General features: G+C 64.8%; 18 protein-coding genes and 1 tRNA gene. 11 read left to right on the top strand and 8 right to left on the bottom strand.

The window, feature by feature from the left end; translation table 11 throughout:
* Window positions 1-217: 217 nt before the first annotated feature.
* From HV793_RS19290 to HV793_RS19265, 6 genes are all read left to right on the top strand, one after another.
* On the top strand, window positions 218-1,564 hold the full coding sequence (locus HV793_RS19290) for an MFS transporter (protein ID WP_125472049.1): 1,347 nt from the start codon (window positions 218-220) through the stop codon (window positions 1,562-1,564).
* Window positions 1,564-2,655 carry a M14 family metallopeptidase gene (locus tag HV793_RS19285; RefSeq protein WP_175213791.1) on the top strand — a complete coding sequence of 364 codons (1,092 nt, stop codon included), beginning with the start codon at window positions 1,564-1,566 and terminating at the stop codon, window positions 2,653-2,655. Before HV793_RS19290 ends, HV793_RS19285 begins: the two co-directional genes overlap by 1 nt.
* Window positions 2,655-3,746 (top strand): M14 family metallopeptidase, encoded by a 1,092-nt coding sequence (locus HV793_RS19280; protein WP_175213790.1) that lies wholly within the window; start codon window positions 2,655-2,657, stop codon window positions 3,744-3,746. Before HV793_RS19285 ends, HV793_RS19280 begins: the two co-directional genes overlap by 1 nt.
* Before the next feature lie 88 nt (window positions 3,747-3,834).
* Window positions 3,835-4,101 carry a transposase gene (locus tag HV793_RS19275; protein WP_175163501.1) on the top strand — a complete coding sequence of 89 codons (267 nt, stop codon included), beginning with the start codon at window positions 3,835-3,837 and terminating at the stop codon, window positions 4,099-4,101.
* Window positions 4,102-4,172: 71 nt separating this feature from the next.
* Entirely contained in the window at window positions 4,173-5,915 is a 1,743-nt protein-coding gene (locus HV793_RS19270) for a GGDEF domain-containing protein (RefSeq protein WP_054457575.1), read from the top strand.
* A 182-nt stretch (window positions 5,916-6,097) separates the two neighbouring features.
* Entirely contained in the window at window positions 6,098-7,732 is a 1,635-nt protein-coding gene (locus HV793_RS19265; RefSeq protein WP_175213789.1) for a methyl-accepting chemotaxis protein, read from the top strand.
* 192 nt (window positions 7,733-7,924) lie between these two features.
* Here the strand turns inward: HV793_RS19265 and HV793_RS19260 are convergent.
* The 6 genes from HV793_RS19260 to mnmC form a co-directional block, all read right to left on the bottom strand.
* A tRNA-Lys gene (locus tag HV793_RS19260) sits at window positions 7,925-8,000 on the bottom strand.
* Between the two features lie 133 nt (window positions 8,001-8,133).
* The gene (locus tag HV793_RS19255; RefSeq protein WP_054457577.1) at window positions 8,134-8,931 is read right to left on the bottom strand and encodes a MetQ/NlpA family ABC transporter substrate-binding protein; all 798 of its coding nucleotides are present in this window, start codon (window positions 8,929-8,931) and stop codon (window positions 8,134-8,136) included.
* 55 nt (window positions 8,932-8,986) lie between these two features.
* On the bottom strand, window positions 8,987-9,640 hold the full coding sequence (locus tag HV793_RS19250) for a methionine ABC transporter permease (protein ID WP_042796433.1): 654 nt from the start codon (window positions 9,638-9,640) through the stop codon (window positions 8,987-8,989).
* Window positions 9,597-10,685 carry a methionine ABC transporter ATP-binding protein gene (locus HV793_RS19245; protein ID WP_054457578.1) on the bottom strand — a complete coding sequence of 363 codons (1,089 nt, stop codon included), beginning with the start codon at window positions 10,683-10,685 and terminating at the stop codon, window positions 9,597-9,599. The genes HV793_RS19250 and HV793_RS19245 overlap by 44 nt, the downstream gene beginning before the upstream one ends.
* A gap of 199 nt (window positions 10,686-10,884) precedes the next feature.
* On the bottom strand, window positions 10,885-13,110 hold the full coding sequence (locus HV793_RS19240; RefSeq protein ID WP_054457579.1) for a glycoside hydrolase family 31 protein: 2,226 nt from the start codon (window positions 13,108-13,110) through the stop codon (window positions 10,885-10,887).
* Window positions 13,111-13,382: 272 nt separating this feature from the next.
* Window positions 13,383-15,254 (bottom strand): bifunctional tRNA (5-methylaminomethyl-2-thiouridine)(34)-methyltransferase MnmC2/FAD-dependent 5-carboxymethylaminomethyl-2-thiouridine(34) oxidoreductase MnmC1, encoded by a 1,872-nt coding sequence (gene mnmC, locus HV793_RS19235; RefSeq protein WP_119451415.1) that lies wholly within the window; start codon window positions 15,252-15,254, stop codon window positions 13,383-13,385.
* Between the two features lie 142 nt (window positions 15,255-15,396).
* On the opposite strand from mnmC, the gene HV793_RS19230 reads away from it, so the two are divergent.
* On the top strand, window positions 15,397-16,272 hold the full coding sequence (locus HV793_RS19230) for an inositol monophosphatase family protein (protein WP_054457624.1): 876 nt from the start codon (window positions 15,397-15,399) through the stop codon (window positions 16,270-16,272).
* 5 nt (window positions 16,273-16,277) lie between these two features.
* On the opposite strand, the gene HV793_RS19225 is transcribed toward HV793_RS19230, so the two are convergent.
* Entirely contained in the window at window positions 16,278-17,978 is a 1,701-nt protein-coding gene (locus HV793_RS19225) for an AMP-binding protein (protein ID WP_175213788.1), read from the bottom strand.
* A gap of 75 nt (window positions 17,979-18,053) precedes the next feature.
* Here HV793_RS19225 and HV793_RS19220 point away from each other — a divergent pair, with 75 nt between their 5' ends.
* Window positions 18,054-19,250 carry a M20 aminoacylase family protein gene (locus tag HV793_RS19220; protein WP_119451413.1) on the top strand — a complete coding sequence of 399 codons (1,197 nt, stop codon included), beginning with the start codon at window positions 18,054-18,056 and terminating at the stop codon, window positions 19,248-19,250.
* Between the two features lie 3 nt (window positions 19,251-19,253).
* Here HV793_RS19220 and HV793_RS19215 read toward each other — a convergent pair whose 3' ends face one another.
* Window positions 19,254-20,147 carry a LysR family transcriptional regulator gene (locus tag HV793_RS19215; RefSeq protein ID WP_175213787.1) on the bottom strand — a complete coding sequence of 298 codons (894 nt, stop codon included), beginning with the start codon at window positions 20,145-20,147 and terminating at the stop codon, window positions 19,254-19,256.
* A gap of 120 nt (window positions 20,148-20,267) precedes the next feature.
* Between HV793_RS19215 and HV793_RS19210 the strand changes: the two genes are divergently transcribed.
* The 3 genes from HV793_RS19210 (at window position 20,268) to mgtE (ending at window position 23,352) form a co-directional block, all read left to right on the top strand.
* Window positions 20,268-21,353, top strand: a complete 1,086-nt coding sequence (locus tag HV793_RS19210; RefSeq protein ID WP_054457584.1) for a YeiH family protein — start codon at window positions 20,268-20,270, stop codon at window positions 21,351-21,353.
* A gap of 105 nt (window positions 21,354-21,458) precedes the next feature.
* A complete protein-coding gene (locus HV793_RS19205; protein ID WP_054457585.1) occupies window positions 21,459-21,869 on the top strand; it encodes an acyl-CoA thioesterase in 411 nt (136 codons plus the stop codon).
* Window positions 21,870-21,879: 10 nt separating this feature from the next.
* Window positions 21,880-23,352 carry a magnesium transporter gene (mgtE, locus tag HV793_RS19200; protein ID WP_054457586.1) on the top strand — a complete coding sequence of 491 codons (1,473 nt, stop codon included), beginning with the start codon at window positions 21,880-21,882 and terminating at the stop codon, window positions 23,350-23,352.
* Window positions 23,353-23,431 lie beyond the last annotated feature (79 nt).

The following is a 23,431-nucleotide window of genomic DNA, read 5'->3' as shown; positions in this document are numbered from 1 at the left end:
GTGGCGTGACGCCCCGAATCTGAATCGCCATTCCATGTTGGCGACCGGATCAAAACACTGGGGGAAAGGGAGGCTGCTCTATATAAAAAAGTGTTCACCAAATCGAATTTTCTTTCTTTTTCTTATCCAAGGGCATCCGTATAGTGCCCTTCGAGAGGCGAGCCCAAGGCCCGGGACCACGGATCGGCGCACCTCTCACCAGACACCAGGGGAAACCATGTCTATCGCAATCGCAGCGACCGCGTCCAACGCGCTCCACACGCCGTCCATGCGCCGGCGCGTCATCGCTGGCACCACCATCGGCAACGCACTTGAATTCTTCGATTTCACCGTTTTCACCTTTCTGATGCTGGTGCTCGGCCCGCTGTTCTTCCCGGCCGCCTCGGGCTACGGCCAATTGCTCTTGACCACCGCCACCTTTGGCGTCGGATTCCTGATGCGCCCCGTGGGCGGCATGCTCATCGGCTCCTATGCCGACCGCCACGGCCGCCGTGCGGCCATGACGCTGACGCTGTGGATGATGGGCCTGGGCTGTGCCTTGATCGCCGTGGCCCCCACGTATGCGCAAATGGGCATGGTCGGCCCGGTCATGATGGTGCTGGCCCGACTGATCCAGGGCTTCGCCGCGGGCGGCGAGGTCGGCGCCTCCACCACCCTGCTGGTTGAACATGCGCCACGAGGCAAGCGCGCCTTCTATTCCAGTTGGCAGTTCGGCAGCCAGTCGCTGGGCGTAATGCTTGGCGCACTGGTCGTGACGCTGCTGACCATGGGGCTGACAACGGAACAGATGCAGGCCTGGGGCTGGCGCGTGCCATTCGTGATCGGCATCCTGACCGTGCCCGTGGGCGCCTACATCCGCCGGAACCTCGAAGAAACGCTGACCAGCTCACCTCAAAACACCGGCAAACCGCAACGCGCGACCGCGCACCGCGCCACCACTCACCAACCTTTGCGCCGCGTCTTCGCCGACTACAAGGTCACCATACTCAAGGGCATCCTGTTGCTCATCGGCGGCATGGTCAGCACGCAGATCCTCAGCTTCTACATGCCAGCCTATGCCAACCGGGAATTGGGCTTGCCGGCGACGTCCACTCTGTCGGCAAGCGTCGTGTTCGGCGCTGTCGGCTTCCTGATTGCGCCATTTGTCGGCATGCTTGCGGACCGCTATGGCCGCAAGCGCGTGATCTTCTGGTCGCGTCTGGCGACCCTGATCGTCCTGCTGCCCTGCTTCCAGTGGCTGATGACCGCACCCAGCACCGAACGGCTGATGTTGCTCGTCGCCCTGTTTGCGGTACTGGTGGCGCTGCAGTCGGCGCCGGCATTCACGATGCTTCCCGAACTCTTCCCCAAGGCCGTACGCACGACGGGCATGTCGGTCGTGTACGGACTGGGCATCTCCGTGTTCGGCGGCTTCGCGCAGTTCTTCGTGACCTGGCTGCTGCACGTTACCGGCAACTCCATGGCGCCGGCGTGGTTCCTGATGGTGGCGATAGCTCTTTCAACAGTGGTGCTGTTCTGGATCGACGACCGCACCCACGACGACATCGACGCTCAGGAGGCCTGATGCAGCTCGGTTCCAGCTACTTCTCGCGCAGCTACGAAGAGGCTCGCCACCGTTTCGTGCTCGCGGCCAAACCACTGGCCACGCACTTTCACTCCTACGTCATCGAACCCGCGGGCCGCGCAGGCGAAGCGTTGGCAACCGATGTCGCGTTGATCGGCCCACCGGACGCGGAACGGCTGTTGATCATGACCTCCGCCACGCATGGCGTGGAAGGCTTTTGCGGCTCGGGCTGCCAATTGGCCCTGCTGGACGACGCCGCCATGCTGGAACGCGCCCGCAGGGCCGGTGTGGCGTTGCTGCTCGTGCACGCAATCAACCCTTACGGGTTTTCCTGGCTGGCGCGTACGAACGAAGACAATGTCGACCTGAATCGCAATGACCAGATCTTCGACGGTCGCCCCCTGCCGCAGAACCCTGGATATGCCGAAGTACATGATCTGCTGCTGCCCAAGGAATGGCCGCCCGCCCCGTCGAACATCGCGCGAATCGAAGCCTACATCGCCGAGCACGGCCGGGCGGCTTTTGCCCAGGTCGTGACCCGCGGACAGTACACGCACGCCGACGGCCTGTTCTACGGCGGCAACCACACCACTGCGTCGCTACTGAATCTGCGCCATATCCTGCAACAGCACGGCAGTCGCAGCAAGCATATCGGCTGGATCGACGTGCATACAGGATTGGGGCCTCGCGGTCACGGCGAGAAAATCTACGCGGGCCGCCGCGACGCTGCCGCGGTCGCCAGGGCCCGCCAATGGTGGGGCAGCGATATCGCCGTTCCCTACGAAGGCAGTTCCGCATCGGTGGACATTACCGGCCAGTTGGCGGGCCTGATCTACCAGACTTGTCCGGACGCCTTGCACACGCCGATGGCGCTGGAATTCGGCACCGTTCCCCTTGACGCCATGATCGAAGCGCTGCGCGGCCGCAACTGGCTGCTTGCCCATCCAGAGGCCGACGACGCCAAGCGCGACGCCATCCTGAACGCCACGCTGGATGCGTTCTACTGCAACGCCGCCGATTGGCACGGCATGATCCTGGGCCAAAGCCGCGTGGCCGTTCTGCAAGCCCTGTCCGGCTTACAGGAGGCCTGATGCGAACCAGCGCGAGCTACTTTTCCCGCAGCTACGCCCAGGCGCGCGAGCGTTTTGCGCAGGCGGCCAGGCCGCTCGCCGATTCGTTCCACTCCTATGGCATCGACCAGACCGGCAGCGAAGGCGAGGCATTGAGCACCGATGTCGCCTACATCGGCGACCCCGACGCCGATCGGATTCTCATCATGACATCCGCCGTGCTGGGAGTGGAAGGATTCTGCGGCTCCGGGTGCCAGCTCGCGCTGCTCGACGATACCGTCATGCTGGCCCGCGCACGAGAGGCCGGCGTGGCCTTACTGCTGGTGCATGCGGTCAATCCTTACGGCTATTCCTGGATCGCCCGGACGGACGAGTACAACATCGATCTGAACCGCAACGGACTGCCCTTCGACGGACGACCGCTACCGGCAAACCCCGAATACGCAAGGCTGCACGACCTGCTGCTGCCCGAGGAATGGCCCCCCACAGAATCCAACCAGCAACTGATCGCCCAGTACATCGCCGAACACGGGCAGTCCACATTCGCGCAAGCGGTCTCGCGGGGCCAGTATTCGCACGCCAACGGCCTGTTCTATGGCGGTGACCGTCCGGCGGCATCGCTGCAAAACCTGCGCCGTATCCTGCACGAGTATGCGCGTACGCGTACCCATATCGGCTGGATCGACGTGCACACCGGCTGGGGACCGCGCGGCCACGGCGAAAAACTCTACGCCGGCCGCCACGACGACGCCGAAGTGGCGCGCGCACGCCAGTGGTGGGGAAGCGACATCACCGTTCCCTATCAAGGCAACTCGGTGTCGGTAGATATCTCCGGCCAGCTTGCCGATCTGATTTATCAGGCCTGTCCTTTGTCGCTGCCGACGTCCATGGCCATTGTTTTCGGGGCTGTCCGTTTCGACGCCATGGTGCATGCGTTGTGCGGCAGGAACTGGCTGCACGCGCACCCCGAAGCGCCGGACGAATTGCGGCGGACCATCCTGCAGACCACGCTGGACGCGTTCTATTGCAACGAGGCGAATTGGCACGGCATGGTGCTGGGACAAACCCGGGTTGCAGTGCTACAGGCGCTACGCGGCTTGCAGGTAGCTTGACGCAATGAGTCAAAGCGATTGCTCGGGGTGTACGCGCTCATGGTTTGAAAGGAATTGACTTCGTCTCAGGATACGGGGGGTGCATAACATGGATCGATTGGGCTTTACGGAAGAACAGATCAGGCATGCGTTGAGACAGGCGACGCTTGGCACGCCGATGTCTGACATCTGCAAGCGCATGGGCGTGAGCGTAGCGATTTTCCACGAGTGGAAGACGCATTACGACGGGCTTGCGTCCTCTGAACTGAAGTTGCTGAACAAGCTGGAAAGCGAGTGCAACCGGCTTGAACGCCTTATCGCCATCCTGGCGCTCAACAAAGTGATACTGCAGGACACGCTCGGAGCCAAGGAGTGAATCGCGCGCGACGCGGCAAGTCTGCCGCTACCCCTCCCGCCTGTTGAAACCTCTTCGTCCGCACCGTTCTTTTGAAATCCCTGAACCGCTACACGGTGGCCTATGTCATCGGCGTGCTCATCCCGGTCAGCGCGCTGATAGGCATTCAACTTACGCATAGCTGGCGGGCCCACGCGGCGGCGCGCGATGCCATGTCGAGCCTGGGCGTCGTCCAGGGCACGCTGGAGGCGATGGCTACCGTCCTGATGGAACGCGGTTCGATGAATGCGGCGCTGATTGAAGGCCAGCCGGTATCCGAGGCCAGACAGCAAGAACTACAACTCGCGCGCAACGCCAGCGACAACAGAATTGCCGAGCTGCTGGAACTGCACCGAACCCGCAGCTGCGACAGTTGCAGGGATGTCCGAGCCACCGTCCAGCACATCGCGCGGACCCTGGTCCAACACCGCGCCGCCGCAGATCGGCTCATCGCCAGGCCGCGTGCGCTGATCAGCGCGCAAGAGCTGAATGACGTGGTGGTCATCATGGCCGGGCTCATTCCCGCTCTCGAGGAAACCGCGCTCGACAACTCGGCCGTCGTGATCCGACATGAAGTGGAAAGCCCCGGCCTCATGACCATTGCCATGCTTGCTGCAGGCCTGCGCGAACAAGCCGGCCTGCTGGGATCCTCCTTCATGCCCGCACAGGTTCAGCGTCGCCCCCTCAGTGACTTGGAAACGCAACGCATCGAACAGCAGCTTGGACGCGTTTCGCAATTGCGTGCGTTGCTTGAAGTACAGCTTTCCACCCATGCGGACCTCGAGACGCGCGCTTATCCCCGAGTTCAGTTTGAGTATTTTGGCGCAGGCCTGGAGTACATCGAAACCTTGCGCCACACGCCGCCTTCAAGCGCTGACTCGCCCAGTCCGCAGGCGGGCACGCAGGAGCGTTATGTTCCGCTGATGCAATCCATCGTCGACTTCCGCGATGAAGTGCTGAGCGTATTGGAAAAGCTCCTGGAACGGCAACGCGTCAACGCGGTGACGGAACTGGTCACGACCACAGCGGTCGCCATCGTGCTGTTGCTGGCCGCCACCTGGGGATTCACCAAGTTCCGCTGGCGTCTGATACGACCATTCGTCGTGGCCACCGAAATCATCAACTCCATCAATGACAACGCCCCCGCGCCAATCTCCGGCGCCGGCTATCGGAAGGAAGTCCGCGGCCTGTTCGACGCCATTCAGAGATTGAAGGAGGACGCCATCGCCAAGTCCCGGACAGAGCATGAACGCGAGCGGCTCATCGCCGATCTGGCGACCTTGGCGGAGACAGACTTCCTCACGGGGCTGCTCAACCGTCGCGCATTTCACGTCCGCGCCGTAGCCTTGTGCGCAAGCCTGCATGAGCCGGAACAGATGCTGACTTTGATCGTCTTCGACATCGATCATTTCAAGCGGATCAACGATTCCTACGGCCACGCCGGCGGCGACAACGTGCTGGTGGCGGTGGCCCAGGCATGCCATCAGACATGGCGGCGCACCGACATCGTTGCGCGCATCGGCGGCGAAGAATTCGCGGTGCTATGCACGGTTCCCAGCATGGCGCAAGCAAGCGCAATGGCGCAGAGCATGCGCCGCCGCATCGAACGCCTGACGGTCCCTGCCGACGGCAGGACCATAACGTCGATCACTAGCAGCTTTGGCGTGGTCTGCGCGCGGGCAGATGAAATCAGGGATATCGACGCGTTGCTGAAGCAAGCGGACGCACTGCTCTATCGCGCCAAGGCCTCTGGCCGCAACTGCGTCATCACGCAGTCCGACAACCCGGCGCGATAAATCGATGGATGGCTTTGACCTGCGCCGCGCGGGCTTGCGCGGCGTGATCTACGGTCGCCCACAAAATAGGAAAAAGTGCTTGGCGGAACAAAATTTCTGTCTTTTGTCGCGCGCAGCGCGTCCGTATAGTCCGGACAGCGTGAACCGAATACAGAGATTCCATTTTTGAAAGCGAAACTGAAATGAAGCCATCAAAGCTGAAGATGCGTACTCGCCTTGCCATGGGTTTTGCGATGATCATGGTGGCGCTGCTGGTGTCCGGCGTTCTCGGCGCGTTTGGCATCCGGGCGTTGGAGCAGGATGTCTATCAGATCACCTCGATCAACAACGAACAGCGGCGCCTGGCGATCGACATGCGCTACCAAGTCCAGGAACAGGCCATCGCGATCCGCAACATTCTGCTCCTCACGGATCCGTCGGTGCTGAAGGCCGAATTACTGCGGGCAAATGAAGCGGAGAAACTCTACAACGAATCTCGAGACAAGCTGGGCGGCATGTTCTCCAGCCGCTCTGGCACCACCAACGAGGAAAGGCGTCTGTTCGCCGCCGCCGGCGTTGCACAACAAGACATGCGTTCGCAGTTCGTGCGTGTCATGGAAGAAGGATTGAACGGCGACCGCCAGAACGCGCAACATCTGCTGGAAGAGGAACTGCGGCCCAAGCAACGCGTGCTCCAGGAAACGCTTTCCACACTCGCGGCGCTCGAAACGCAGATCAACGACGCACGCGCGGCGGATACCCGAACGTTCGCGAACCAGTTGCAATGGGCTGTAGGAACGACCGTCATGATCGCGCTGCTGCTTGGGGTGCTTGCTGGCTGTCTCACGGCGCGCAGCATCCTGCGCCAGCTGGGTGGCGATCCCGGCGATGCACAAGTCCTGGCGGTAAGCATCGCGGATGGCGATCTGACCAGCCGACTGCAGCTCGATTCCCGCTATGACCACAGCTTGATGCATGGTCTGGAATCCATGCGATCACGTCTATCCAGAATCGTCGATGCAATCAAATCGTCGGCTTCGTCGATTTCGACGGCTGCTGGTCAGATTGCCCAAGGCAATGCAGACCTGTCGCACCGTACCGAGGAGCAGGCCGCCTCTCTGGAAGAAACCGCCGCCAGCATCGAACAGCTGACGTCCACCGTGCGACTGAATCAAGACAACGCGGCAAGCGGAGACGAAGTAGCCATTGAAGGAGCCAAGGCAGCCGAGAAAGCTGGCAGTGTGGTGTCCGAGATGCTCGCAGCCATGACAGAGATTTCCGCCAACTCCGAAAAGGTCGCTCAGATCGTGTCGCTGATCGAGAGCATTGCATTTCAGACAAACATACTTGCGTTGAACGCTGCAGTGGAAGCCGCCAGGGCCGGGGATCAAGGCCGCGGCTTCGCCGTGGTCGCCGGCGAGGTCCGGGCGCTGGCTCAACGCAGCGCCACATCCGCAAGGGAAATCAAAGACCTGATCGAGACCTCCACTTCCGTGGTCCAGGCCGGACGGGATCTCGCCGCGCGGGCTGGCCGGGACATGGAGGACGTCGTGACCTCGGTGATGCGCATGAAGACAATAACAGGAGAGATCGCCACCGCGTCGCGCGAACAAGCCATAGGTATCGAACAGGTCAACGTCGCCATCGCGCAACTGGACTCCGTGACACAGCAGAACGCGGCATTGGTCGAGGAATCAGCTGCCGCGGCGCATTCCATGGCGGAACAGGCGCGCGACCTGCTGCATGCGGTCGAAGTGTTCAAGACGGCATCGTCCCAGCCCCCGCGGCATGTGCCGATGGCGGAACCGACCCTCATCGCGTTTGCGGCCTCTACGTAAGAGAGCAACACGAATGGACCGGCTGCAACGCGCGCCGGTCCAGCAGCGGCTTCAACCCGGCCACAAGCCGAGTCCATAGCCAGGTCATCAACCACAATGATCAAGAAGCAAAAAAAACGCCGCTAGAAATAGCGGCGTTTTTCTTGAGTACAGCAATGCTTGGACAGCCATTGCTTTGTACGAGAATTGGGGTGGTGGGTTGTGCGAGACTCGAACTCGCGACCAACGGATTAAAAGTCCGCTGCTCTACCGACTGAGCTAACAACCCGACCGAAGCCAGAAATTATGGCCGATTTGACGCCGTTTGTCAAAATTCCATGCAAGGCCCCAGCCCATAACTTCCACCGAGCAACAAAAACGGCCGCTCGCGGCGGCCGTTCCTGGAGCTGGCGGTGCTGGGCTTACCAGGCGGCCACCACCGCGCCCTTGTACTTGGTCTCGATGAACTGCTTCACGGCCGGGCTGTGATAGATGGCGATCAGCTTGGCGAACTCGGGACGGTCCTTGTCCTTTTCACGTACGACCAACACGTTGGCGTACGGCGAGTCGGGCGATTCCTGGGCGATGGCGTCCTTGGCGGGATTCAGGCCGGCTTCCAGCGCAAAGTTGGTATTCACGGCCGACGCATCGGTGTCATCCAGCGAGCGCGGCAACTGAGCAGCGTCGAGTTCGATGAAGCGCAGTTTCTTGGGGTTCTCGACCACGTCGATCGGGGTCGCCTTCAGGCCGACATCGGGACGCAGCTTGATCAAGCCGTTGGCCTGCAGCAACAGCAGGGCGCGGCCGCCATTGGTCGGATCGTTCGGCAGCGCAATGCGGGCGCCTTCCTTCAGCTCGGACAGCGACTTGATCTTCTTGCTGTAGATGCCGATGGGGAAAATCACCGTCTTGGCGATGCTGACCAGCTTGTAGCCGCGGTCGGCGTTGGCGTTGTCCAGATAGGGTTGGTGCTGGTAGCTGTTGGCGTCCAGGTCGCCCGAGGACAGCGCGACGTTGGGCTGCACGTAGTCGGTGAATTCGATGACCTGGATGTTCAGGCCCTGCTTGGCGGCTTCCTGCTTCACCACATCAAAGATCTGGGCGTGCGGGCCGGCGGTCACGCCGATCTTCAGCGGCTTGTCCTGGGCCAGCGCGGGCTGGGCGAAAACGGCGGCGCCGAGTGCGAACGCGGCCAGCGACTTCAAAACCTTGATGCTCATGTTGCAGTATCCCGAATGTCGGAAGTGAGGAGAAATGGATGCGGCGCCGGCAGGATCAGCGATGCGAGATGCGGCGCACGTAACGGTCGCCCAGGCTCTGGATCACCTGGACCAGGACGATCAGCACGATGACGACTGCGGCCATCACGTCGGACTGGAAACGCTGGTAGCCGTAGCGGATGGCCAGGTCGCCCAGGCCGCCTCCGCCGATGGCCCCGGCCATGGCCGAGTAACCGATCAGGCTGACGACAGTGACGACCGTGGCTGCGATGAGGCCGGGCAAGGATTCGGGCAGCAGCACCTTCATGATGATCTGCATGGGCGACGCGCCCATGGCGCGCGCCGCGGTAATCAGCCCCGGGTCGACTTCGCGCATGGCGTTTTCGGCGATGCGGGCCATGAACGGAATCGCGGCGACCGACAAGGGCACGATGGCGGCGGTGGTGCCGATGGAGGTCTGCGCCACCAGGCGCGTGAACGGGATGATCGCAACCATCAGGATGACGAACGGCACCGAACGCGTGGCGTTGATCACCGCGCCCAGCACATGGTTGACGGACTGGTTCTCGAGCATGTTGCCGCGGGCCGTCACCGTCAGGATCACGCCCAGCGGAATGCCGATCACCACCGCGATGGCGCTGGCCACGCCCACCATCAGCAGGGTGTCAAGCAGCGACGTAATAAGCAGGTCGATCAGTTGCGGACTCATGAGCTATTTCTTCAACGGTAATGTCACGGGCGGCCAGCGCGGCAATCGCGTCCTTGACCGATGCGGGCGCGCCTTGGGCCAGCACGAACATCGTGCCCACGGCCACGCCCTGGATGTCTTCCACGCGCGCCTGGATCAGGCCCACGTCCAGCGAATACTGCTTGTACAGGTCGGACAGGAAGGAGCCCGACGCGTCGGTGCCGGTCAGCGACAGGCGCAGCAGACGCACGGCCTGGCCCGGCTTGGCGGCGGCAAGCGCCTGGATGCGCTCCTTGACCGCGGCCAGCGTGGCGTCGGTCAGGTCGGACGCGGTGGCGGCCGACACCATGGCGCGGGTCACTTCGTGGCGCGGCTGCGCGAACACTTCGCGCGTGCTGCCCATTTCGACGACTTCGCCCTGCGACAGCACGGCGACGCGATCGCAGACCTCGCGCACGACTTCCATCTGGTGCGTGATCATGACCACGGTCACGCCGGTCTTGCGGTTGATGTCGCGCAGCAAGGCCAGGATGTTGTGGGTGGTTTCCGGATCCAGCGCGGACGTGGCTTCGTCGCTGAGCAGCACGTCCGGATTGTTGGCCAGGGCGCGGGCAATGCCGACGCGCTGCTTCTGGCCGCCGCTGATCTGGCTGGGATAGCGGTCGCGCAGATGCTCCAGGCCCACCAGCGCCAGCAGGCGCTCGACGCGGGCCGGAATCTCGGCCTTGGCCACGCCGGCAATTTCCAGCGGCAGCGCAACATTGCCGTACACCGTGCGGCGCGACAGCAGGTTGAACCCCTGGAACACCATGCCGATGCGGCGGCGCTGCTCGCGCAACTGCGCCTCGTTCAAGCCGGTCAGGGACTGGCCGCCGATGGCGATCGATCCTTCATTGGGCCGCTCCAGCAAGTTGATGCACTGGACCAGCGTGCTTTTGCCGGCCCCGCTGGGGCCGATGATGCCGAAGACCTCGCCCTGCTTGATATGCAGGTTGATGCCGCGCAGCGCCTGGAATTGTCCGTGCGGCGTGGCGTAGGTCTTGGATAGGTTCTCGATCTGAATCATGGCAAGCGATTTTGTATCTTTTCTCTTCTACAGAGAACGACTGTTTCTTTCATTTTTTATAACTACAAGTAATATAAGAACCCGTACCCGCGCCCGGTTGCGTCCCTAAGGAGCACACGCCATAACGCGGAAAGGGCAGTCAGGAAGGAAAGCCTTCCTGACTGCCCATTTTGTGCCGGACCGGCCGCAGCCGGCTTTTTCAGCGTGCGCGCGAGATGCGGACTTCCGCGCCGCGGCGCTTGACTTCCAGGCCCTCGGACGGAGAGATGCGCAGGCCTTCCAGCCCCTTGATGTAGCTGGAGCCTTGCATCTGCATCACGCGGATCTTGTTGCGCATGACGACCGGGTTATGCACCGGCATGCCGAACATCCAGACCTCGTCCAGGATGCGGGCCGAGTTGAACTCGCCCGTATGCTGCGCCGCCGGTCCAAGACAGAGCATGTGCCCTTCGCGGCCGAAAACCGGGAACTGGCCCAGTTCGCAATCGATGGTCCAGGTGGTGCCGCCTTCGTAGCGGTGCCCGGTGTTCAGGTCCCACCAGGCCTCGCCCTTGGGCAGGTACACGCGCACCTGCTTGCCGGGTTCGGTCACCGGCGCCACCAGCAGGGCCGGACCCAGCAGGTATTGCAGGTCCCAGTCGTGCGCGTGCGGATCGTTCGGGAACGACATCGCCATGGAACGCTGCACCGGCAAGCCGGTGCGCGCCGAGTCCTCGATGGCGCCAAGCACGTAAGGCACCAGGCGGTAACGCCACTGCATCCAGGTCTTGGCATGCGCCAGGGTTTCTTCGCCGAAGTCCCATGGCATCAGGCCTTCCACGCCCTGGAAAGCGAAGTTCGACGAGAACACGCCGGCGGTCAGCCAGCGCAGGTACAGCTCGGGCGTCATGCCGGCGCGGTCGCGCGCGGCCGAGCCGATGCCATGCACTTGGACGGGCAAGCCGCTGGCGCCGATCGACAACGCGGTGCGCAGGGTGTGACGCAGCCCTTCCCAGGTGTTTTCAACCTGCGGCCCCACTTGCCACGGCAGACGCTGGGCGGCGGGGAACAGATCGGAGCTGGGCACCACGCCTTCCGGCGGCACCTTCAGGCCGGCAACCGCATCGAACAGCGCGCGGCGCACCAGCAGCGGATACATGCTGCGCAGCGCAGGACCGGTTTCGCCGTTGCGGGCCGTGACGCCGTCGGGGATGGCGATCTGGGCGTCGCACGCGGGCGCGTCCAGGCCGTCTTCGACCAATTGGCGATGGCGCTCCACCCACAGGTTGTAGATGTCGCGGTAGGTCAGGTCCAGCAGGCCGTAGGGCTGTCCCGAGGTGGCGGCGGTGCCGTCGAACACCTGGGCCGAACCGTCGTCCTTGGCCAACAGCCAGCCGCGGTCTTCAAGTTCCTCGAACAGCGGGCTGGTCTTCAGCACGCCCGGGAAGCCGGAAGCGGCGACATGCACATGGTGCTTGTGGAACAGCGCCAGCATCTGCTTGGCGTCCGGGAAACGCTGGGCGTCCCATTCGAAAACCGTCTTGTCCGACTGGAAGCCCCAGGCCGCAGGCTGCGCCAGCGTCACGGCATCCACCGGAATCTGGTTTTCGCGCATGCGAGCGACCAAGGCCACGGTGTCCGTGGGCATTTCGCCCGGGGCCTGCTGCAGCCACGCGCCCATCGCCCACAGCGAAGGCTGGCCCGCGCGGCCGGTCAAGGCGGTGTACTGATTGAGGATCTCGCCCGGTTCGCCAGCGAACAGGAACATGTCCAGCACGACGTCGTCCACGGTCAGCACATAGGCGGAATCCGCAGGCGCCACGCCCACCGAATGTTCGACGCGGCGCATGGTGTTGACGTAGACCCCCCAGCCGCGCGGGCTCCATGCCAAAGGCAGGGCGCGGTGCTCGGGGTCGTCGGACACCACGGATTCTTCGCGGCGGTTCAGATCGCCCGGGGTTTCGCCCAGGCCATAGATGCGCTCGTCGGACTGCAGCGTGAAACCCGCCGTCCAGACGGCGTCGTCGGCCTGGTCCAGCGCGTTGTGCCCGAATGCGGGCGTATGCGCGGATACCTCGGACTCGAACACTCGTTCGTCGTTGCGGTAGATCGCGACGCGCACGGGGTTGGACAGGATTTCCAGGGAAACGTCACCCTGGGTGATCCGCCAGCCCTCCCCGTCGTCGCGCGGAGCGATAACGGCTTCGCCCACGGCCTCCTGGCGCGCGAGCAGCATTTCCGCCACGGCGCGAGCACGCGCGCCGGGCTTGTCATCGGTAAGGTGATTAGCCTCGCCGCAGCGCAGGCGAAAGACGCCAGGCGCATGCGCCTCGACTACCAGATGCAACCCATCGCCCGCGTCGAAATCGATGCGACTGGGGCGGGACGTCAGCAGCTCGACGTTTTCGAGCTGGGTAGTATGGGCAAAGTCGAACTTGGGCGGCACAGAGCATCCCCCGGCTTAAGCCAAAAACCATCAAAAGACGCTATTTTGACGGATTTGGGCTTTGAAATAAACTCGGTCCCTCATTTGGACTGCGATCTCATCCATAAAAGGGGTCTAAAGCCTTCGGCCAGCGCCCCCCAAGAGGAGCGGCCGTCGAGCCGCCAAAATGCCAGGTTCGCGGCCAACTCAGGCCAATTTGGCGCCAAATCCGGGCAATTCCTGCCATTCTACGCCACCCGGGACAAGCTCCCGGCGCCCCTTTCGGCTTTTTTTCATCGTGGCGAAATAAGTTGGGCCAGATCGGTTTCCAAAGGCGACGGCTCCCCAGCCAGACGCGCGGCGATCAGGTCTCCCATGAGCGCCGACCAAGACAGCCCCCGCGATGCATAGCCGATAGCCAACCACAGGCCCGGCGCGTGGGGTAGTTCTCCAACGGCGGGCAAGCGCCCGGGCAGCACGGCCCGCCATCCGGCCCAGCCCGGCAGGCTGCCGGGCTCCAGGGATTCGAATTCGGGGAAGCCTCCGCCCAGCAGGCCCGCAGCCTTGTCCAGGGTGACACGCTGGCCCTCGGCGCCGATCCGCGCTTCGGCCGCGCCATGCACATAGGTGCTGCCCGCCACGCAGCCAGAGCCCACGTCGGGCAGCAGATAGCCCTCGCCGCCCACGATGCAGCGAGGACCGCCACGCAGCGTCTGCGCAGGCAGCAGCGTCACTTCTCCCGCAAGCGCGTGCATCTGGCCCACGCGCGGCAAGGGATCCAGCAAGCCGCTGTCTGCCAGCACGGCGCGCGCGCCGAACGCGTTGGCCAGAACGACGGTATCGGCTCGCGCCAGTTCAGCGCCCTCCGCATCGCGCACGCGCCAGCCGGCGCCGGCGCGTTCGACCCTGGCCGCCGCGCCGGGCTGCACCGTGACGCCCTCGGTCGCCAGCAGGGCCTCTATCAGCAAGTCTGGCCGCAGCAGCATGCCCTGTCCGAAATACACGCCGCCGCGCGCCAGCGGCAGGCCGGCCAAGGCGCTGGCTTCGTCGCGGCTGACCTGGCGCACCCAGTGTTCGGGAAAGGCCAGGGTCTCCAGGGTGCCGGCCAAGGCCGCGGACCGGCCTTCGTCGCGCTCAAGCTGGACCGTGCCGCAGACCAGGGGCGCCGCGCCTGCCGGCAAACCCTGCCAGCGCGCCAGCGCGCGCAGGCTGCCGGCGCGCGACAGGCGCGCCCGCGCGTTGTCGTCTCGCGCCACCACCGGCGTCAAGGCCGCCGCGACATGCCCTGCGTGCGCCGCCGCGCCCTGCGCCCGGCCCGCGTCGATCACGGTCACACGCCATCCGCGCGCGGCCAGCGCCTGGGCGATGCCGGCTCCCGCCAGCCCCGCTCCCACCACCACGGCGTAGCGGGACTCCGCGTGCGGGACGTCCGCGGCCGCGCCTCCAGGGGCAATCGCAGTGGCCACGGTCATATGCCATTTGCCGCCGTAGCCGGGCGCGCGCCGCGCCTCGAAACCCGCCGTCCGCAAGGCCTGCCGCAATTCGCCGGTGCAGGCCCAGGTGGCCAGCGTGGCGCCGGGCGCCGCAAGCTTGGCAAGGTCGCGCAGCAAGGGCAATTCCCACATCCGCGGATTGCGTTCAGGCGCGAAGCCGTCCAGGAAGAACGCGTCCACGCCGACGCGCAGACGGGACGCCAGGACCTGCGCATCGCCAAAGCCCAGCGTCAGCGTGACGGCGCCGCCCTCGAATTCCAGGCGATGCAGTCCGGGCAACAAGACCGGCCAAGCTGCCGCCAGTTGTCGCCCCAGACCGGCCAAGGGCTCGGGCGCATAACGCGTCAAGAGAGCCGCCAAGTCCTCGCGTTCAAAGGGATGCCCTTCCAGCGACACCACGTGCAGCGCGGCGCTGCGCTGCGGATCGTCGCGCCATGCCTTCCAGAGAGCCAGGAAGTTCAGTCCCAGTCCGAAACCCGTTTCGCAGACGGTGAATGCGCGGCGTCCGCGCCAACGCTCAGGCAGGCCATTGCCCCGCAGGAACACGTGTTCCGCCTGTCCCAGCGCGCCCGACGGCGAATGGTAGACATCGCCATAAGCCGGGCTGTAGAGCCGGCCATCGGCGTCGAATTCAGCCTTGGCGGGGATCAGGGGGGCATAGGAGAAGGACATGGAAACGGCGGCGGCAGACGAAATAGAGAATGAAAATCAGCGCGGATTATCGGATGCGGCCGCGTTGGGCGGAAGCCACGCGGCATGGCGGTTTCGGGGCTTCACCACGGATTTGACGCATACATGGGCTTACACTGGTTTCATGGATACCTATGATCAGCCCCGCTCGCAGACCTCGCCCATCGACCTGTGCGCCGCGATCGACGCGGCAGTCACGGCAGCCCATGCCGGCGCGGCCATCCTGCAATCCTACGCGCATCACCGCGCCGATCTCGTGATCGACCGCAAGGCGCGCAACGATCTCGTATCCCAGGCGGACCGCGAGGCGGAGGCCGCCATTATCCAGGAGCTGCAAACGCGCACGCCCAAGTTCGGCATCGTCGCCGAAGAAACGGGCGGCAAGCCCCAAGGCAGCGCCACCTGGTATATCGACCCGCTGGACGGCACCACCAACTTCCTGCACGACATCCCGCATTACGCCGTGTCGATCGCGCTGATCGCACACGCAGGCACCGCCATATCGGCGTCCGACACGCTGGCCGAGGACACGCCCGTGGTCGGCGTGGTCTACGACCCCAGCCGCGAGGAACTCTTTACCGCGGTCCACGGCCTGGGCGCCTGGCTCAACGGACGGCGCATCAAGTGCTCGCGCACGGCGACCATCGAAGATGCGGTGCTGGCCACTGGCTTCCCGTTCCGCGACTTTTCATTCGCTGCGCAGTACATGCCCATGCTGCATGACGCCATCAACCGCGCGCGCGGCGTGCGCCGTATGGGTGCGGCGGCACTGGACCTGGCGTGGACCGCTTGCGGCCGCTACGACGGCTATTGGGAAATGGGCCTGGCGCCCTGGGACGTGGCCGCCGGCACGCTGATCCTGCGCGAAGCGGGCGGCGCATGTTCCGACATGCACCGCCAGGATCCCTGGCCCATCGGCGGGCGCGTCGTGGCCGGCAACAAGGCCATCGAACGCGCCCTGCACGAGATGATCGCGCCGCACCTCGACAAGAAGGACTGACGGCCCTACGCCGCCTTGCCTGCGGGTACGCCCGCCACTGCGTCGGGACGCAGTTCCCGGCGCAATATCTTGCCCACGTTGCTCTTGGGCAGCTCATCGCGGAACTCCACATAGCGCGGACGCTTGTAGCCCGTGAGCTTTTCCCGGCACCAATCCTGGATCTGCGCCTCGGTCAGCGTCGGATCCCGCCGCACCACGAACACCTTGACGGCTTCGCCCGAATGCTCGTCCGGCACCCCGATCGCCGCGCACTCCAGCACGCCGGGATGCTGGGCCACGGCCGCCTCGACTTCGTTCGGATAGACCTTGAAGCCCGACACCGCAATCATGTCCTTCTTGCGGTCGACGATGCGTGTATAGCCCTGCTCGTCCATGATGCCGATATCGCCCGTGCGGAAATAGCCGTCGGCGGTCATGGAGTGGCGGGTTTCCTCGGGCTTCTGCCAGTATCCCAGCATGACCTGCGGTCCGCGGATGCCCACCTCGCCGCGTTCGCCCAGCGGCACTTCGCGGCCTTCGTCATCGAGGATGGCCACGTCGGTGGATGGCAGCGGCAGGCCGATGGAACCCGAATACGCGGTGGCGTTGGTGGGATTCACGGTCGCCACCGGCGAGGTCTCCGACAGGCCATAGCCTTCGATCAGCGGCCTGCCGGTGATCTTCAGCCAGCGTTCGGCAACCTGCTGCTGGACCGCCATGCCCCCGCCCAAGGTCAGCCGCAAGCCGGAGAAATCCAGGCGCGCGAAGTCTTCGTTGTGGGCCAGCGCGTTAAACAGCGTATTGACGCCGGGGAACACATTGATCGGCACCTTGCGCCATGCGTTGATGAGCGAAGGCTGGTCGCGCGGATTGATGATGAGCACATTGCGCATGCCCGCATGCAGGCCGTACAGCCCGCAAACGGTCATCGCGAACACGTGGTAGAGCGGCAGCGCGCTGATGATGGTGAGCTGCTGGTCCGCGAGGTCGTGCACCACCGGCTGCGCCACCGCTTCCGTTTGCAGCACGTTGGCCACCAGGTTGCGATGGGACAGCATCGCGCCCTTGGGCACGCCGGTGGTGCCGCCGGTGTATTGCAGCACCGCCACGTCGTCCATCGACAGCGCGGGCGGCGCAAAGCGCTGGCGCGCGCCGTCGCGCAGCACATCCGGCAGCATGCGGGCGCCATCCATCTGCCACGCGGGCACGATCTTCTTGACATAGCGCGCGGCCAGGTTGACCAGCGGCGCCTTCAGGCCGCCGAGCAGATCGCCCGGACCGGTCACGACGATATGCTTGAGCTGCCCGCGATCCGCGACGCGCTGCAAGGTATGCGCAAAATTCTCCAGGATGACGATGGCCGACGCGCCGCTGTCCAGCAATTGGCGCTGCAGCTCTTCGGCGGTGTAGAGCGGATTCACGTTCACCACCACCAGCCCCGCGCGCAGCGTGCCCAGCATGCTGACCAGATAGGCGGGCACGTTGGGCATCATCAGTGCCACGCGCTCGCCCTTGGACAGGCCGACGCTTTGCAGCCAGCTGGCGAACGCCTGCGCGTGCGCATCGAGTTGCGCATAAGTGATGTTGCTGCCCATCGCGGTGCACGCGATGCGCGAGGCGTACTGCTTGCAGGCCCGGTCCAGCAAGTCAGTCAGGGAGGCATAACCGTCTGTCGATATCTCCGCCGGAACCCCCTGCGGATAATGGGCAAGCCACGGACGCGTCATGGTATTTGTCTCCATTAAATTGGTTTTTGATTGATGATACCCTTGTTGCGTTCCCTTTTTTCGCCCGAGAGCCCCATGAAACTGCTCGAACCCATCGTCGCGTGGCATCACGACATTTCCAAGATCCGACGCGACATCCACGCGCATCCCGAACTGGCGTTCGAGGAGTTCCGCACCGCCGACGTGGTGGCGGCGAAGCTTGAAGAATGGGGCATCGAAATCGACCGCGGCCTGGGCGGCACCGGCGTGGTCGGCATCATCCGCGGCAATCTGCCGGGCGACCGCGCCGTGGGCCTGCGCGCCGACATGGACGCGCTGCCCATGCAAGAAGCCAATACCTTCGAGCATGCCAGCACTAACGCCGGCAAGATGCACGCCTGCGGCCACGACGGCCACACGGCCATGCTGCTGGCCGCTGCGCAATATCTGTCGCAGCACCGCGATTTCGCCGGCACGGTCTACGTGATCTTCCAGCCCGCGGAAGAAGGCGGCGGCGGCGCCAAGCGCATGATCGACGACGGCCTGTTCAAGCGCTTCCCCATGGAAGCGGTATTCGGCATGCACAACTGGCCCGGCATGAAAGCCGGCCAGTTCGGCCTGACCGCCGGCCCCATCATGGCTTCCAGCAACGAGTTCTCCATCATCGTGAAGGGCAAGGGTACCCACGCCGGCATGCCCAACCTGGGCATCGATCCCGTCATGGCGGCCGTGCAGCTGGCGCAATCGCTGCAGACCATCATCACGCGCAACCGCAATCCGCTGGACGCGGCAGTGCTCAGCATCACGCAGATCCACGCCGGCAGCGCCGACAACGTCGTGCCCAACCACGCCGAATTGCGCGGCACGGTGCGCACCTTCACGCTGGATGTGCTGGACCTGATCGAACGCCGTATGGAAGAGATCGCGCGCCACACCTGCGCAGCGATGGACTGCGAAGTGCAGTTCACGTTCCAGCGCAACTATCCGCCGACCATCAACCACGCCGAGGAAGCCGCGTTCTGCGCCGACGTGCTGCGCGACATCGTGGGCGAGGCCAACGTCAACGATCACGTGCAGCCCACCATGGGCGCGGAAGACTTCGCCTTCATGCTGCAGGAACTGCCGGGCTGTTATGTGTGGATCGGCAACGGCACCGGCGAACATCGCGACAGCGGCCACGGCCTGGGCCCCTGCATGCTGCACAACGGCAGCTACGACTTCAACGACGAACTGCTGCCGCTGGGCGGCACATACTGGGTCCAGCTGGCGCTCAAGCGCCTGGCCAAGGCCTGACCCTCAAACGCCGTCCGCCGCCCCGACCGCCAGGCACATCGCCAGGAAGCGTTCGGCGGCGCGGGCGGCCGCGTCCGCGTGCGGCACCAGGATGCTCAGGGTCCGCGTCAGCGGCTTGGGCAACAGGCGCAAGGCCGCCAGCGCGCCATCCTCATGGCGCATCGACATGACGGACACGAAGCCCACGCCCAGCCCGGCACGCACTGCCTGCTTCACGCCCTCCACGCCGGCCAGCTCCAGCCCCACGGACGGCGCCAGGCCCGCATCCGCAAACGCACGCTCCACCAGCCGGCGCACGCCCGAACCGGGCTCGCGCATGACCAGCGCTGAAGCCGCCAGATCGCGCAGCGTGACCGCCCCCTTGCTGGCCAGCGCGTGGTCCGCACGCACCACCGCCACCACTTCGTCCTGCCGCCAGGCATGCACGGCCGTGTCGGCGGGCAGTCCTGCGGGCACGTCGCCCTCGATGAACGCCAGGTCCAGGGCCGGCAGGCGCTCGACGATTTCGCGCGTGTTGCCGTCCGACAGATGCAGGCTGACCGCCGGGAAGGCCAGGCGGAAATCCGCCACCAGGCTGGGCAGCAGGTAGCTGGCGGGGGTGGTGCTGGCGCCCAGGCGCAGATCGCCGGTTTCCAGCCCGCGCCAGGATTCGCGCACCGCCTGGGCCTGCCGGTACACCTGGCGCAGCTGGCGCGCCTGCTCGGCCAGGCGCTCGCCGGCTTCGGTCAGCGCGATACCGTGCCCGCTGCGGCGGTACAGGGGTTCGCCGAACCATTCCTGCAGCATCCGTAGCTGGCCGGAAACGGCAGGCTGGGACAGGTTCAGCAACTGCGCTGCGCGGCTGATATTGCCGGCGTCGGCCACGGCGGCGAAGGTAAGCAGCTGGTCAGGAGTCATGGTCGCTAAATTATCAGAATTCCTGATATTACATATCTGAAATAAAGATTTTTCAAATAGTAGGCGGGAAATTAATATTTCGTGAAGTTATTTAGATATGCCTCCGCCAAAAGGCCAGCCATGAGTACCTCTTCCAGCACCGCCGTCCCCCTGCCCGCCACCCCGGCTTCGCCCGCCGCCACTCCCGCCGCTACGCCGTGGCGGGACAAACTCAACGGCGTACTGTTCGTCGGCCTGATGGCCGCCGCGGTGATGCAGCTGGCGGACCTGCCCGCGATCCGCCAGTTGGGTTTCTCGCCGCTGGTCGTGGGCATCGTCTGCGGCATGCTCTACGGCAACTTCCTGCGCGGCACCATGCCCGCCGACTGGGGCGCGGGCGTGAACTTCACCGCGCGGCGCCTGCTGCGCATCGCCGTGGCCTTCTACGGCCTGAACATCAGCATCCAGCAGATCGCCGCCGTGGGCCTGCCCGGGCTGGCGGTTTCGGTGGCGGTCGTGGTGGGCACCCTGCTGCTGGGCACCGTGGTGGGCCAGCGCCTGCTGGGCCTGGACCGCGACACCGCCATGCTCACCGCCGCTGGCAGTGCCATCTGCGGCGCCGCCGCCGTGCTGGCCTTCGAGCCCACGCTGCGGGCCGCGCCGCACAAGAGCGCGGTGGCCGTGGCGACCGTAGTGCTGTTCGGCACCTTGTCCATGTTCCTGTACCCGGTGCTCTATCACGCGGGCTGGCTGAACCTCGACACCCAGGCCCTGGGCATCTATATCGGCGGCACCATCCATGAAGTGGCCCAGGTCGTCGGCGCAGCCAGCAATGTCGATCCCGCCACCACCGAAGTCGCCACCATCGTGAAGATGACCCGCGTGGCCCTGCTGGTGCCGGTCCTGCTGATCCTGGGCATGTATCTGCGCAGCGCGGCCTCGCATGCCGGCGGCCAGGGCAAAGGCGCCAAGCTGCCCATTCCCTGGTTCGCGGTGGGATTCCTGGTGCTGGCCATCATCAATTCGCTGAACATCATCCCCGCCGATGCCGTCGCCGCCATCCGCCGCCTGGACGTCTTCGCCCTGACCATGGCCATGACCGCCCTGGGCATCGAAACCCGCTTCGCCCAGATCCGCAAGGCCGGTCCCCGGGTGATGGCGCTGGGCCTGATCCTGTACCTCTGGCTGCTGGTCGGCGGCTACGGCATCGTCAAGCTGGCAGCCTGATCCCCGGCCCGCCGCGCCCAAGGCAGCGGCGGGCTTTGCGCATGCACGCCGCTGTCTCGTTTTTCCTGCATAATCGGCTGGTTCCCTAGCAGTGGAGTCGGCCGCATGACCTCCAGCACCAAAACCCCGTTTACGACTTTGCCCGCCGATCGCGACGCGGTATTGCGCGTCATGCCGATGCCGGCGGACGCGAATATCCACGGGGACGTCTTTGGCGGCTGGATCATGTCCCAGGTCGACATCGCCGGATCCATTCCCGCCGCGCGCCGCGCCGCCGGACGCGTGGCCACCGTGGCGGTCAATGCCTTCCAGTTCAAAGAACCGGTGTTCGTGGGCGACCTGCTCAGTTTCTACGCAGCCATCATCAAGACCGGCACGACGTCGGTCACGGTGTCCGTCGAGGTCTACGCGGAGCGCCAGCGGCTGGACGCCGAGATCGTCAAGGTCACCGAGGCCACGCTGACCTACGTCGCCACCGACGAAGCCCGCCGCCGCCGTCCCCTCCCCACTCTTTGAGCCGTAACGCATGACGCAGTCCGCCGCCGCGCAGAAACCGCCCGCGACGCCCCGCCGCCTCGACCCGGAAGACGCCCAACACGCCCTGGCGGAAGTGCAGGAACGCCTGCGCCGCCAGCAACTGGTTGCCGACCTGGTGCATCGCCAGGAGGAAGGCGACTCCAAGGCCTCGCTGGTCGAGGACCTGGTGCACCGCCAGCACGAGGCCGAACTCAAGACCCTGCTGGACGGATTGCATCCGGCCGACATCGCTTTCATCCTGGAGTCGCTGCCCAAGGACGAACGGCAAGCCATCTGGAAGCTGGTCAGCCCCGAGCACGACGCGGACGTGCTGCTGGAAGTCGAAGACTGGGTGCGGGAATCGCTGATCGAGGCGATGGACCGCCAGGACCTGGTTGCCGCCACCGGCAACATGGACGCCGACGAGCTGGCCGACCTGGCGCCCGACCTGCCGCCCGACGTGGTGGCCGAAGTCCAGAAGGGCCTGACCGAAGAGGAACGCGCACAGTTGCTGGAAGCCATGGGCTATCCGGAAGACAGCGTGGGCGCGATCATGGACTTCGAGATGGTCCGGGTGCGCGAGGACGTCACGCTGGAAGTGGTGCTGCGCTACCTGCGCCGGCTGCACGAACTGCCCGACCACACCGACCAGATCTTCGTGGTGGACCGCCAGGACAAGCTGCAGGGCATCCTGCCGCTGTCCAAGCTGCTGGTCAGCGAGCCCGAAACCGAAGTGCGCGCCGTCATGAACTCGGACTTCCTGACGCTCAACCCCCTGGACTCCGATGCTGACGCCGCCGGCGCCTTCGAACGCTACGACCTGGTCTCCGCGCCCGTCATGGACGACCAGGGCCGCCTGATCGGCCGCGTGACCATCGCCGACGTGGTGGACGTGATGCGCGAAGACTCGCAGGAGCAGGCGCTGTCGCGCGCCGGTCTGCAGGAAGAGGATATCTTCGCGCCGGTGTCCACCGCCCTGCGCAACCGCGCCCCCTGGCTGCTGTTCAACCTCTGTACCGCCGCCACGGCATCCTTCGTGGCCTCCCAGTTCGAAGGCACGGTCAGCCAGATCGTCATTTTGGCGTTCCTGATGTCCATCGTGGCCGGCATCGGCGGCAACTCTGGCAACCAGACCATGACTCTGATCATCCGGGCCCTGGCCATGGGGCGCATCACGGGCCGCAACCTGTGGCAGCTGGTCAAGCGCGAACTCTTCGTCACCCTGATGGTGGGTCTGTGCGGCAGCCTGGTGGCGGCCCTGTTCGCCTGGGTCATCTCGCACTCGGTGTCGATCGCGCTGGTGATGATGGCCGCCATGGTCTGCAACATGCTGGTCGGCGCGTCGGTCGGCGTGCTGGTGCCGATGGTGCGCGCCCGCTTCGGCAAGGATCCTGCGATGGGTTCTTCCGTGCTCCTGACCTTCGCCACCGATTCGCTGGGCTTCTTCATCTTTCTGGGCCTGGCCACGATTTTCCTGCTGTAGTTCGCATACAACAGCAGGAAAAATCCGCTTCCCTCTGGCGACGCCCGCTTGACAGCTAGCTGACAGGGTGAAAGACGAC

Source organism: Achromobacter aegrifaciens, assembly GCF_902859965.1.
In the GTDB taxonomy this organism is placed as follows: Bacteria; Pseudomonadota; Gammaproteobacteria; order Burkholderiales; family Burkholderiaceae_B; genus Achromobacter; species Achromobacter aegrifaciens.
This window is presented reverse-complemented; position numbering and strand designations above follow the sequence as displayed.

Bases quoted from the DNA above. Each gene is read 5' to 3' on its own strand.
- HV793_RS19215 (WP_175213787.1), bottom strand. From the start codon at position 20,147: ATGACTCCTGACCAGCTGCTTACCTTCGCCGCCGTGGCCGACGCCGGC.
- HV793_RS19250 (WP_042796433.1), bottom strand. From the start codon at position 9,640: ATGAGTCCGCAACTGATCGACCTGCTTATTACGTCGCTGCTTGACACC.
- HV793_RS19265 (WP_175213789.1), top strand. From the start codon at position 6,098: ATGAAGCCATCAAAGCTGAAGATGCGTACTCGCCTTGCCATGGGTTTT.
- HV793_RS19285 (WP_175213791.1), top strand. From the start codon at position 1,564: ATGCAGCTCGGTTCCAGCTACTTCTCGCGCAGCTACGAAGAGGCTCGC.
- HV793_RS19225 (WP_175213788.1), bottom strand. From the start codon at position 17,978: ATGACGCGTCCGTGGCTTGCCCATTATCCGCAGGGGGTTCCGGCGGAG.
- mnmC (WP_119451415.1), bottom strand. From the start codon at position 15,254: ATGTCCTTCTCCTATGCCCCCCTGATCCCCGCCAAGGCTGAATTCGAC.
- HV793_RS19205 (WP_054457585.1), top strand. From the start codon at position 21,459: ATGACCTCCAGCACCAAAACCCCGTTTACGACTTTGCCCGCCGATCGC.
- HV793_RS19230 (WP_054457624.1), top strand. From the start codon at position 15,397: ATGGATACCTATGATCAGCCCCGCTCGCAGACCTCGCCCATCGACCTG.
- mgtE (WP_054457586.1), top strand. From the start codon at position 21,880: ATGACGCAGTCCGCCGCCGCGCAGAAACCGCCCGCGACGCCCCGCCGC.
- HV793_RS19245 (WP_054457578.1), bottom strand. From the start codon at position 10,685: ATGATTCAGATCGAGAACCTATCCAAGACCTACGCCACGCCGCACGGA.
- HV793_RS19255 (WP_054457577.1), bottom strand. From the start codon at position 8,931: ATGAGCATCAAGGTTTTGAAGTCGCTGGCCGCGTTCGCACTCGGCGCC.
- HV793_RS19290 (WP_125472049.1), top strand. From the start codon at position 218: ATGTCTATCGCAATCGCAGCGACCGCGTCCAACGCGCTCCACACGCCG.
- HV793_RS19275 (WP_175163501.1), top strand. From the start codon at position 3,835: ATGGATCGATTGGGCTTTACGGAAGAACAGATCAGGCATGCGTTGAGA.
- HV793_RS19220 (WP_119451413.1), top strand. From the start codon at position 18,054: ATGAAACTGCTCGAACCCATCGTCGCGTGGCATCACGACATTTCCAAG.
- HV793_RS19280 (WP_175213790.1), top strand. From the start codon at position 2,655: ATGCGAACCAGCGCGAGCTACTTTTCCCGCAGCTACGCCCAGGCGCGC.
- HV793_RS19210 (WP_054457584.1), top strand. From the start codon at position 20,268: ATGAGTACCTCTTCCAGCACCGCCGTCCCCCTGCCCGCCACCCCGGCT.